Source organism: Streptomyces sp. NPDC033131 (genome assembly GCF_055578365.1).
The window spans coordinates 1-9,341 of the sequence record NZ_JBVIPA010000008.1 but is presented as its reverse complement, the minus strand read 5'-3'; the positions used below and the strand labels follow the sequence as shown (position 1 = coordinate 9,341).

The 9,341-nt window shown below is 70.3% G+C and carries 6 protein-coding genes; 1 reads left to right on the top strand and 5 read right to left on the bottom strand.

Annotated elements, in window-relative coordinates; translation table 11 throughout:
- Nucleotides 1-149: 149 nt before the first annotated feature.
- The 5 genes from ACZ5XS_RS13055 to ACZ5XS_RS13035 form a co-directional block, all read right to left on the bottom strand.
- The gene (locus ACZ5XS_RS13055) at nt 150-2,654 is read right to left on the bottom strand and encodes a CBM35 domain-containing protein (RefSeq protein ID WP_468650616.1); all 2,505 of its coding nucleotides are present in this window, start codon (nt 2,652-2,654) and stop codon (nt 150-152) included.
- Nucleotides 2,655-2,742: 88 nt separating this feature from the next.
- Complete coding sequence (locus tag ACZ5XS_RS13050; RefSeq protein WP_468650614.1) at nt 2,743-3,573, bottom strand: carbohydrate ABC transporter permease; 831 nt, start codon at nt 3,571-3,573, stop codon at nt 2,743-2,745.
- Nucleotides 3,570-4,493 carry a carbohydrate ABC transporter permease gene (locus tag ACZ5XS_RS13045; protein ID WP_468650612.1) on the bottom strand — a complete coding sequence of 308 codons (924 nt, stop codon included), beginning with the start codon at nt 4,491-4,493 and terminating at the stop codon, nt 3,570-3,572. Before ACZ5XS_RS13045 ends, ACZ5XS_RS13050 begins: the two co-directional genes overlap by 4 nt.
- Nucleotides 4,494-4,510: 17 nt before the next feature.
- A complete protein-coding gene (locus ACZ5XS_RS13040) occupies nt 4,511-5,842 on the bottom strand; it encodes an ABC transporter substrate-binding protein (protein ID WP_468650610.1) in 1,332 nt (443 codons plus the stop codon).
- A 56-nt stretch (nt 5,843-5,898) separates the two neighbouring features.
- Nucleotides 5,899-6,936 carry a LacI family DNA-binding transcriptional regulator gene (locus ACZ5XS_RS13035; protein ID WP_468650609.1) on the bottom strand — a complete coding sequence of 346 codons (1,038 nt, stop codon included), beginning with the start codon at nt 6,934-6,936 and terminating at the stop codon, nt 5,899-5,901.
- A 120-nt stretch (nt 6,937-7,056) separates the two neighbouring features.
- Between ACZ5XS_RS13035 and ACZ5XS_RS13030 the strand changes: the two genes are divergently transcribed.
- Nucleotides 7,057-9,225, top strand: coding sequence for an alpha-galactosidase (locus ACZ5XS_RS13030; protein WP_468650608.1), 2,169 nt, complete (start codon nt 7,057-7,059; stop codon nt 9,223-9,225).
- The last annotated feature ends 116 nt before the right edge of the window (nt 9,226-9,341 follow it).

Here is a 9,341-nt window from a genome sequence, read left to right as displayed (position 1 = left end):
GCGTCAGTACGGCCCGACCGGTGCCGTCGTATCGAGATGCGGCCGATGGCGAACTCGGTGCCGGGCGCCGGAGGCCGCCGTCTCCGGCCCGCTCAGGGCGGTGGCCCCGACCGAGGAGCAGTCGGGGCCACCGCCGGGTCCGGACCGGGCTAGCCGATGATCCGGCCCAGTTCGATCCGGTCGATGTCCGGGGCCCAGGCGCTCGCGTTCCCGAAGGTCACGCTGTTGGAGCCCTTCTTCAGGTCGACGGGGACGCCCAGCGTCCAGTAGTCGTCGACGCTCCAGGTGTTCTTGAACGTGACCTTCCGGGGCGCCGCGTTCCCCACGGTGATGTCCGCCGTGCGGGACATGATGTCCGTGTTGTAGGCGTGGCCGTTGTCGCGCCGGTCGTTGTGCGCGTAGTGGACGACCAGCAGGTAGCGGCCCGGCCTGGGCGCGTCCACCGTGAACTCGGCGGTGCTGGAGGCGCTGTTGCCGAGCCGGCCGATGTACGAGCCGGCGGAGGCGTGCGCGGAGTCGACCAGCTCGGCGCCGCCCGCGAGGGTGGCCGAGGCGCCCTCGTAGGAGAGCGTGCCGGAGGTCGAACCCTCGCCCGAGACGTCGAGGGAGCGTACGGAGGCGTTCTGGGCCGTCATCGCGACCCGGTTGTTGCCGGCGACCAGGTACAGCCGCAGCGGCCGGCCCGGCGCCGCCGACACCGTCTCGCCGTGCAGGGTGAGCCGTACCGGCGCCGAGGTGCGCGGAACGACGGTGAAGTAGCCGTCGCGCGGGGCGTACACGTCGAAGACGGCCTTGTCGCCCCTGCGCAGGACGAGGGCGCCGGTGCCCACGCCGGCCGACGAGGAGTAGTCGTACGACGGGTTGCCGCTGATGTCGGCGAGGGTGGCCTCGTACGACGCGGAGGGCTTGGCGGTGCGGGCGGTCAGGTCGACGCGGTCGAGGGTGACTTCGGCGTCGCCCTTGGCCAGCGTCAGTGTGTGGGTGCCGGCCGGCAGGTCGAGGGTGACGTCCTTCTTGGCTCGGTAGGTCCAGTTCTCGGTGGACGGGTAGGTGACGGTGACCGGGTCGCCGCCGTCGACCGACAGCTTCTGTGTGGAGGGGGCGCCGGACTGGTTGCCGTAGAGGATCGCCAGGTCGTAGGTGCCGTCCTCGGGGACCGTCACGGTGAAGTCGACCTTGCTGGAGGCCTGGTTGAGCGAGCCGACGTCCTTCGTCCCGGAGGCGGCGTAGCCGTTGGCGTTGCCGACCGTGCCCTGGGTGTACACCTGGCCGCCGGTGATGGCGGCGTTCTCGGCCTCGTACGACGCCGACCACGGGACAGAGGCGGCGGTGGGGGTGCCGGTGCCGCCGGGGGTGAGGACGATCCGGTAGGCGGACATCTTGCGCAGGCCGCGCAGCGGGACGGTCACCGTGCCGTCGGCCGCCACCTTCACCTTCGTACGGGCGAGGACGCGTGGCGTGGCGTGCTGTCCTTCGTAGCCGGACCAGGCCGCCTCGGCGACGGTCGCGGTGACCGTGCGGCCGAAGACGGACCGGGGGACGTTCTGGACGACGACGTCGGAGTCGCCGGCGGAGCCGCCGAGCAGCACCTGGGCCTGGCGGCGCGAGGGGTCGAGGGAGGCGAGTCCCTGGAGGGTGTCGATGGTGTTGGCCTGCGGCGGGGTCACCTTGACGGTGTCACCGGTCATCCCGGCGTACCAACGGAACAGCCACCAGCCGCCGTTGGGGATGTTGGACCGGACGACGTTGCCGTCCATGTTGCCGGCGGCGTCCCAGTAGGCCTGGTTGGCGTACACCTTGTTCCGCTCGAACATCGAGACCCACTGCACGAGCTGCCCGGGTACGGACAGGTCACGGCGGTTGGCGTACTCGTCGATGTTGATCTTCAGTGGCGCGATGCCCAACGTGCGCTCGATGGAGCGGTAGTTGTCGTAGTGGCCCTGGAAGTCGCGCAGCGAGCCGGAGCTCAGTTCGTGCCAGGTCATCACCTGGGGCAGGACGTTCTCCCGCTGAGCGAAGGTGAGGAAGTCGGTCAGCAGGCGGGTGTGGTAGCCGGCTTCGTTGGGGCCGGCTATCCGCGCGTCGGGGTCGATCGCGCGGATGCGCTGGTAGACCGTCTTCCAGTCCTTGAGGAACCGGTCGCGGTTGGCCTCGTACTGCGCCTGGTCGGAGGTGCCGAGGTTGTACCAGATCTGGTCGGGCTCGTTGAACGGGATGTAGACGAAGCGGTCGCTGTTCGGGTCGGCCGACACCTCCTTGACGATCTTGTCGACCTTGGGGAGGTAGTCGTCGATGCCGAGGTCCTCGTAGGGCCACTTGGCGTAGATGTCCTGCATCATCACGTTGATCTCGCCGCCGCCGTTGCGGAAGAACGACTTGGAGACGGTGAGCGCGTCGCCGTTGGGGTGCTGGGCGCCGCCCTCCGGCTTCTGCGAGATGCTGGTGATCTTCAAAGGCTCGAGGGCGGCGTCGCTGGGCACGCCGTCGTCGCTGAGCCCGTACAGCGCGCCGTTGGCGCCGAGCATCACCGGACCCTCGGAGGTGCCGAGGTCGACGGTGAGCCGCTGGGGGTCGATGGGGGTACCTCCCGCTCGAGCGAAGTCGAGAGTGGGGGAGGCTGCCGCGGGCCCCGCGGCGGGGAGGGTGCCTGCCATGGCGGCGACTCCGAGTGCGGTCGTGACGAACAGTGTTTTGAGACGGGATCTTGTGCGGGTGGGGGTGATCACGCGGTTGGACCTCCGGTCACTTGACGGCTCCACTGGTGATTCCGGACACGATCTTTCGCTGGCCGACGAGGAACACGGCGACCATGGGCAGGCTCATCACCACGACGTACGCGAAGACGAGATGCCAGTTGTTGAGGTAGAGCTGGGCGCTGGCGACCTTGTAGAGGTTGAGCGGCAGGGTCGCCCTTTCTCCGCCGCCGAGGACGAAGAAGGCGTAGAAGATGTCGCTCCAGGCGTAGAGCATCACCATGATCGTCGCGGTGGCGATCACGGGCCTGAGCAGCGGCAGGATGATCCGCAGGAAGATCCGCGCCGGCCGCGCCCCGTCGATCCGCGCGGCCTCCTCCAGTTCGAAGGGGATGGCGCGGATGAAGCCCGTCATGAAGAAGATCGACGTGGACAGGTACATCCCGGTGTAGACGGCGATCATCCCGGGCCGGGTGTTGGAGAGCCCGAGCTGCCGCAGTTCCATCACGATGGTGATGACGGCGGGCGGCAGCAGCAGTCCGCTGATGCACAGCGCGTACGCGGCCGAGACCAGCTTGGACTTGCGGCGGGCGAAGACCCAGGCGGCGCCCGCGCCGAGGATCAGGACGAGGAGCACCGAAGGCAGCACGACGAGCAGCGAGTTGACGAAGCCGCGCAGCATCTCGCCCTGGCCGACGGCGTCCGCGTAGTTGCTGCCGGCCTGCCAGTGCCCCGGCGGGTCGAGGTTCGGCTTGATGGCCTCCGCCTGCGGCTTGGCGGAGGTGACGGCGACCAGCCACAGCGGTACGCCCACGGCCAGCCCCGCGAGCAGCAGGACGAGGGCCGGGCGGCCGTATCGCCAGGCCACGGACGGGTTCACAGCAGTTGCTCCCTTCGCCTCAGGCCGACGACCAGCGGGACCGCGACGGCGACGACCACCAGGAAGAGGACGAGGCTCATCGCGGAGGCCTGGGCGTACAGGCCCTGTCCGAAGATCCGGAACATGTAGATGTTGAAGACCTCCGTGGATCCCGCGGGCCCGCCGCCGGTGGTGGCCTGCACGATGTCGAAGGTGTTCATCGAGCCGATCAGCGCCGTGGTGACGTTGAAGGTGACGGCCGGCGCGAGCATCGGCCAGCGCACCGACCAGAAGGTCCGCCAGGGCCCGGCGCCGTCGCACTTCGCGGCCTCCAGCATCTCGCCGGGGATGCCCTTGAGGCCGGCCAGGTAGATCAGCATGGCCAGGCCCATCCACTTCCAGCCGTGGATGAGGGTGACCAGGACCAGCGTCCAGGTCGTCGAGCCCAGCCACGGAATGTCCGTGCCCAGGACGGAGTTGACGGCGCCGTCCTGGTCGAGGAGGGCCTGGAAGACGTAGCCGGTGGCGAGCGCGGAGATCAGCACGGGCAGGAAGAACACGGCGCGGAAGAACCGGTTGAAGCGGGTGTCGGCCTCCAGCAACAGGGCGAGTACGAGTCCGAAGCCGTTCTGGAACAGCGCGGCGAGCAGGGCGTACAGCAGGGTCGTACGGATCGCGCGCAGCAGGGAGCCGTCGTCGGCGATGGTCTTGAAGTTGTCGAGGCCGGTGAAGGCGATGTCCGCGTGGTACGAGGACCAGTTGGTGAACGGGTAGTAGAAGTTGAGCAGGTTCGGCACCAGGAAGAAGCCCGCGAAGACGACGATCGCCGGGAGCGCGAACCACCAGGGGTGGTGCACGGCGGCGCGCGGGAGCCGTCCCACCCGCCGGGGTTCGCCTGTCGTGGATGCCTGCTTGCGCGTGCGTATGGCTGTGTCCGCCATCAAAGAGCCCCGTGTCGTTAGAAGCCGGGCGCGCCCTGGGCCTTGGCCACCTGCGCGAACTGGTCCTGGATCGCCTGGGCGACCTGCTGCGGGCTCTTCTTGCCGTAGAGCATGTCGGCGAGGTAGAGGTGCGTGTCCGGGGCGACGATCGCCTTGGCCTGGAAGACCCCGATGGCCTTGGGCAGGGCCGCGACCTGGTCCTTGGACGCCTCGGGGAGTCCGTCGGGGGTGGGCACGGACGGCTGCACGGACGGGATCTTCATCGCCTTGATGTAGTCGGCGTAGTCCGGGCCGAGCCAGAAGGCGAGGAACTGCCGAGCCGCGTTCTGTCGCTTCTCGTCACCCGTCTTGAAGGCGACCACGCCGTTGGTCTGGTCGGGCGAGTACAGGCCGGTGGCCGAGGAGTTGGCGACCGGGAACCAGCCGATCTTCTTGTCGATCTCGGCGGTGGAGTACTTGGCCTGCAACTGGCTCTGGAAGGAGGTGACGTTGAGGACCATGCCGGCCTCACCCTTCCAGAGGGAGTCGGCCTGCCCGGTGAAGGTGCCGGTCCTGTGGTTCTTCTGGGCGAGCCCGGCGTCGAGCAGCTTCTCCTTGTACTTCTTGATCGCGTCGACGACGACCGGGTCGGTCCACTTCTTCTTGTTCTGGTTCAGATCCGCCCACCACTGCTTGTCGAGGTCGGTGAGCTGGACCTGCATCTGCCACTGCAGGGGCCACTGGTCGCCGCCGGCCTCGTAGAAGCCGGCCGCGTCGGTCTTGTCGGTGACGGTGCGGCCGAGGGCCAGCAGGTCGTCGTACGACTTCGGGAAGTCCTTCTCGGCCAGTCCCGCCTGCCGGAAGACGTCCTTGTTGTAGTAGACGCCGAGCATGGCGGGGCTGGTGACGATCGCCGCGTACCGCTTGCCGTCGATGACGCCGAGGGACCGCTCGGTGGAGCCGAGCTTGGAGACCCACTCCTCCCCGTCGAGGGTGAGCAGGTTCTGCTGGGGCTGGATGAAGGGCAGCGTGGAGATGGACGGCTGCCAGAACATCAGGTCCGGCCGGTCGCCGGAGGCGAGCTTGGTCGGCACGTTCTGCTCGTAGAGGTCCGGGATCGCCTGGGTCTCGACCTCGGCGCCGGTGGCCTTCTCGAAGGCGTCGACGACCTGCTTCGGTGCGTTGACCGTGTTCTGTGCGGTCCACATGGTCAGCTTCACGCCGTCGAGCCGGGCGGTCGGGTCGACGGCCGTCTGCTTCGCGTCCGTACCGGAGTCGCCGGAGTCACCGGCGGTGGGGTCACTGCACGCGGTGGCGGCCAGGCCGACGGCGCATACGAGGGCCAGGGCGGGGAGAGCTCTTGTCTTCATCACGTACCTCAAGTGCCTTTCGCGAACGGTTGGTTCAGGACGGCGGTACCGAGATCTCAGTCGCGGGCGGACGGGGGTCCCGAGCTCTCCCGCACCACCAGCTCGGGTACGGACACGGGGTGCGGGGCGATCTGCGCGGACTCCTCCAGCACCCCGTGCAGCAGGGCGAACGCGGACCGGCCGAGGCCGGTGAAGTCCATGCGTACGGTCGTCAGTGACGGGGTCAGGAACGCGGAGTGCGGGGCGTCGTCGAAACCGGCCACGCTGACGTCGCCGGGGACGGACCGGCCGGACTCGTACAGGGCGCGCAGCACCCCGAGGGCGAGGTCGTCGTTGCCGCACAGGATCGCGGTGACGTCCGGGCCGTTCGCCAGTTCCAGGCCCGCGCCGTGACCGCCGGCCGGGCCCCAGTTGCCCTGCACCGGGCGGGGTTCGGGTGCTCCGGCCTCCTTCAGCGCCTGACGCCAGCCGGAGGTGCGGGCGCTGGTGCGGCGGGTGCTGGAGGGGATGGCGACGTAGTGGACGGTGCGGTGGCCGAGGGAGAGCAGGTGGCGGGTCGCCTCGTAGGCGGCCTCGCGGTCGTCGGTCCACACCCAGGGGCGGTCGCCCGAGGGCGGGCTCGTGGGGGTCTCGACGACGCCGACGACCGGCAGTTCGGGGGGGACGGCGGCCAGGGCCCGTACCCCGGCCGGATCGTAGGCGATCACGATCAGTCCGCCGCCCGCGTCCGCCGCCCGCTGCACTTCGGCGGCGACGGCGGGCTCGTCCGCCGATTCGAGGACGCCGATCCCCACCGCGTAGGACGCGGCGCGGGCGGCCTCCTCGATGCCCTGGAGGATGGAGGCGTAGCCGTAGTGGGTGGTGTTGGCGGTGAGCACGGTCACGGCCCTGCTGCGGCCGCTGGCCAGGGCGAGCGCGGTGGCGTTGCGCCGGAAACCCAGCTCGTCGATGGCGGCGAGCACCCGCTGTCGGGTGGCCGGTTTGACGCTGGGATGGCCGTTGATCACCCGGGACACCGTCTGGTACGAGACCCCGGCGGCCGTCGCCACGTCCCGGATGCTCGGCGGGCGGCTTGTGTGACCGGTCACATTCATGCCAGGATTGTGACCGGTCACAATGCGGTCGTCAAGAGACCGTAACGATGGATTCACGCGACTGACGCAGACCGCCGCCGCCGAGGAACGACGGGGGCGGGGTCAGGAGGGGGAGACGCCTTGGCCGGTACGGCGGATGCGACGAGGAAGATCGGCAACCACCCGGAGGACACCTTCCGTTGGGGTCACTCGGGGCTCGGGGCCGAGTTCGCCACCGCCTCGGACGGAACCCTGCGGCTGGTCCGGCTGGCCGCTCCCGGCGACGCCGGGCCCGCCTGTGATCCGGAGGCCGCCCTCCCCCTCGTCGAGTTGACCGCCCTCGGCCACGGCAGCGGCTGGTCCGGCCCGCGCTTCACCGGCACGGCCTTCGGCACCCGCCTGCGGTACCGCGACCACCGCAGCGGCAGGCGCGCCGACCGGGAGTGGCTGACCGTCGAACTCCACGACCCCGCCACCGGGTTGACGGCGTTCGTCGAACTGACGTCCCCGACCGGACTGCCGGTGCTCCGCTCCCGCGTCCGGCTGCGCAACGAGGGCACCGAGCCCCTGGTCGTCCAGTCCGTCAGCAGCCTGCTGCTCGGCGGCCTGCCTTCTCCGGACGCGCTCGACGTGCACCGGGCGCGCAACGACTGGCTCGCCGAGTGCCGTTGGTACGCCGAACCGCTCCGCGACACCGTCGCCGACATCAACGTCGGTGCCCACCAGCACGACAGCCGGGCCGCCCTCGTCCTCGCCGGGCGCGGCAGCTGGCCCACCGACGGCCACCTGGCGATGGGCGCGCTGACGGAGCGGGACGGCGACCGGACCTGGCTGTGGCAGACCGAGTCCCCGGCCGGCTGGCGCTGGGACCTGGGCGAACACGCCCTGGGCACCTATCTGGCGCTGAACGGCCCCACCGACGCGGAGCACCAGTGGCGGGTCCGGCTCGCGCCGGGTGAGGAGTTCACCACCGTGCCGGGGGTGCTGGCCCTCGGTTCCGGGTTCGACGCGGCGATGGGTGCGCTGACCTCGTACCGCCGTGCCGTCCGCCGCCCGCACCCGGACCACACCACGCTTCCGGTCGTCTTCAACGACTACATGAACACGCTGATGGGCGACCCGACCACCGAGAAGCTACTGCCGTTGATCGACGCGGCCGCCGAGGCCGGGGCGGAGTACTTCTGCGTCGACTCCGGCTGGTACGACGACGACACCCGGGGCTGGTGGGACAGCGTGGGCGAGTGGCTGGCCTCGCCCCGCCGCTTTCCCGGCGGCGGGATCGGCACGGTTCTGGACCGGATCCGGGAACGCGGGATGGTGCCCGGCCTGTGGCTGGAGCCGGAGGTCGTCGGCGTGCGCAGCCCCGTCGCGTCCGCGCTCCCGCCGGAGGCCTTCTTCCAGCGGGACGGCGTACGCCTCACCGAACAGGGCCGCCACCAGCTCGACCTTCGGCACCCGGCCGCCCGCGCGCACCTCGACAAGACGGTGGACCGGATCGTCGGCGACTGGGGGGTGGGCTACCTCAAGCTGGACTACAACATCGTGGTCGACCCGGGAACGTGCGCGCCCGGAGACACGGGCGTCACCGAGGACACCCGGAACACCGGGGACATCGCACCGGGAGCCGGACTCCTCGGCCATGCCCAGGCCTACCTGGACTGGCTGTCCGGCGTCCTGGACCGCCATCCCGGCCTGGTCGTCGAGAACTGCGCCTCGGGCGGGATGCGCATGGACGGCGCCACCCTCGCCGTGGCCCAGCTCCAGTCCACCAGCGACCAGCAGGATCCGCTGCGCTACCCGCCGATCGCCGCGGCGGCACCGACGGCCGTCCCGCCCGAGCAGGGCGCCGTCTGGGCCTACCCCCAGCCCGACTACGACGACGACCTCATCACCTTCACCCTGGGCGGCGCGCTGCTCGGACGGATCCATCTGTCCGGCCACCTGGACCGCATGTCGGCACACCAGCTCGGGCTCGTGCGGGACGCGGTGGGGACGTACAAGACGATCCGCGAGGACCTCGCCCGAGCAGTGCCGTTCTGGCCGCTCGGTCTGCCGGGGTGGACGGACGAGTGGCTGGCTCTGGGCCTGCGGGTGCCGGACGGCTGCACGTACGTCTCGGTGTGGCGGCGGGGCGGAGTCAGCGGACTCCGCCTGCCCGTAGGGCACTTGGCCGGTCGTGAGGCCCGGGCGGACATCCTGCACCCGTCCGCCGCGGGATCGGGCTCGGCGGTCTGGGACGGCGACGGACTGCGGGTGTCGCTGCCGCGCACACCAGGGGTCCTGCTCGTCCGGCTCACCCCGGGCGGTTAGGGGTCCTTTCACTATGAGCGGCCGATCAGGTCGCGTGGTCTGGTGCCGTGCATCGCAAGGCGCCGGAGCGGCCGCGATGGGGGTCCCCCCGCGCGAGGTTGTTCGAGCGTGGGGGA